Here is a 2,052-nt window from a genome sequence, read left to right on the forward strand (position 1 = left end):
CCGCCATCGACGGCGGGGACCTTGGTCTCGACCACCTCGACCTCGGCGCCGGCGTCGCGGAACTCGTCCAGGCGGGCGGCGGTCTGCGACCCGAAGGCCGAGGCCGGCAGGCTGATGGCGAAGCCGCCGCTGCCGCGGATCGCCTGCATCACCAACTCGTCGGTCAGGTAGTAGCGCGCCCAGTAGCGGTCGGGGTCGGTGGCCATCACGTGGGCGGCCTCGGCCTGGCGGGCCWGTTCCTCGTCACGGCGCGCCTTCACCAGCTTGGCGTCCTCGCGCGCCATCGCCAGCTCGGTCTTGAACGACATCGAGACCTCCCATCAGGGCGAACAACCTGAACTATTGTTACTATTTTATACCACCTTAACGACCTCACGCGGCGGTGCAAGGGTTCGACGGTCGCCAGGCGCGCGCGGGCCGGTTAGCGTCGGCTCCAGTCGCCCGCCCGGAGTCCTGTCGTGAACGCCGATCCAACCTCAGCTGACGGCCCCGTCGAGCGCCCCTGGTGGAAGGACGCGGTCGTCTACCAGATCTATCCCCGCTCGTTCCTCGACACCGACGGCGACGGCGTGGGCGACCTGCCCGGGATCACGGCCAGGCTGGACTATCTGAAGGACCTGGGCGTCGATGTGGTCTGGCTGTCGCCGCACTTCGACAGCCCAAACGCCGACAACGGCTACGACATCCGCGACTATCGCAGGGTGATGGCCCAGTTCGGGACCATGGCCGACTTCGACGCCATGCTGGCCGGCATGACGGCGCGAGGCATCCGGCTGATCATCGACCTGGTGGTCAACCACAGCAGCGACGAGCACGCCTGGTTCGTGGAGAGCCGCAAGGGCCGGGATAATCCATACAGGGACTACTACATCTGGCGCGACGGGCGCGACGCCAGTCTGGGCGGGGGTCCGCCCAACAACTACCGCGCCTTCTTCGGCGGCCCCGCCTGGACCTTCGACGAAGGCTCCGGCCAGTACTACCTGCACTATTTCGCCGCCAAGCAACCCGACCTGAACTGGGAGAACCCCAAGGTTCGCGACGAGGTCTACGACCTTATGCGGTTCTGGCTCGACAAGGGCGTGGCGGGCTTTCGGATGGACGTCATCCCGTTCATCGCCAAGCAGCCGGGCCTGCCGGACCTGACGCCGGAGCAGTTGCGCGCGCCGCAGTTCGTCTACGCCGCCGGCCCCAGGCTGCACGACCACCTGCGCGAGATGCGCCGCGAGGTGCTGGATCCCTACGCCGCCCTGACCGTCGGCGAGGCCTTCGGCGTGCGGCCCGAGGACGCCCGCGACCTGATCGACAGCCGCCGGCGCGAACTGGACCTGGTGTTCAATTTCGACATCGTGCGGATGGACATCGACGGCTGGCGCAAGACGTCCTGGACCCTGCCCCGGCTGAAGGCCCTCTACACCGAACTGGACCAGGCGGCGGGGCCGTTCGGCTGGAACACGGTGTTCCTGTCCAACCACGACAACCCGCGCTCGGTCTCGCATTTCGGCGACGACGATCCGGCCTGGGTCGAACGCTCCGCCAAAACCGTCAACACATTGATCCTCACCCAGCGCGGCACGCCGTTCCTCTACCAGGGCGAGGAGCTGGGCATGACCAACTACCCGTTCCAGACCCTGGACGACTTCGACGACCTGGAGGTTTCGGGCCGCTGGCGCGACGTGAGGCATCGGGTGCCCGAGGCGGAATACCTGGCCAACGCCCGGGCCATGGGCCGCGACAACTCCCGCACGCCGATGCAGTGGACGGCCGGACCAAACGGCGGCTTCACGACGGGCAGGCCGTGGCTAGCGGTCAATCCGAATGCCGAGGCGATCAACGCCGATGACCAGGCGGCGCGGCCGGAGTCGGTGCTCGCCCACACCCGCGCCTTGATCGCCTGGCGGCGGGGTTCGGCCGACCTGCGGGAAGGCGACTACCGCGACATCGACCTCGCCCACGACCAGGTATTCGCCTATCGCCGGGGGGAGGGGCTGCTGGTGCTGCTGAACTTCGGGCGGGAGACCGTGCGCTATGCTCTGCCTGACGACCTGGCGGTGG

The 2,052-nt window shown here is 68.0% G+C and carries 2 protein-coding genes; one reads left to right on the forward strand and one right to left on the reverse strand.

Annotated features, from left to right (window positions below):
• The coding region (locus AC1DZ6_RS24155; protein ID WP_477099642.1) for a hypothetical protein at window positions 1-308 on the reverse strand (308 nt) is incomplete at its 3' end.
• Between the two features lie 150 nt (window positions 309-458).
• Between AC1DZ6_RS24155 and AC1DZ6_RS24160 the strand changes: the two genes are divergently transcribed.
• On the forward strand, window positions 459-2,052 hold a 1,594-nt coding region (locus AC1DZ6_RS24160; RefSeq protein ID WP_477099643.1), incomplete at its 3' end, for an alpha-glucosidase.

Source organism: Caulobacter sp. P1_B12_2 (assembly GCF_056406675.1).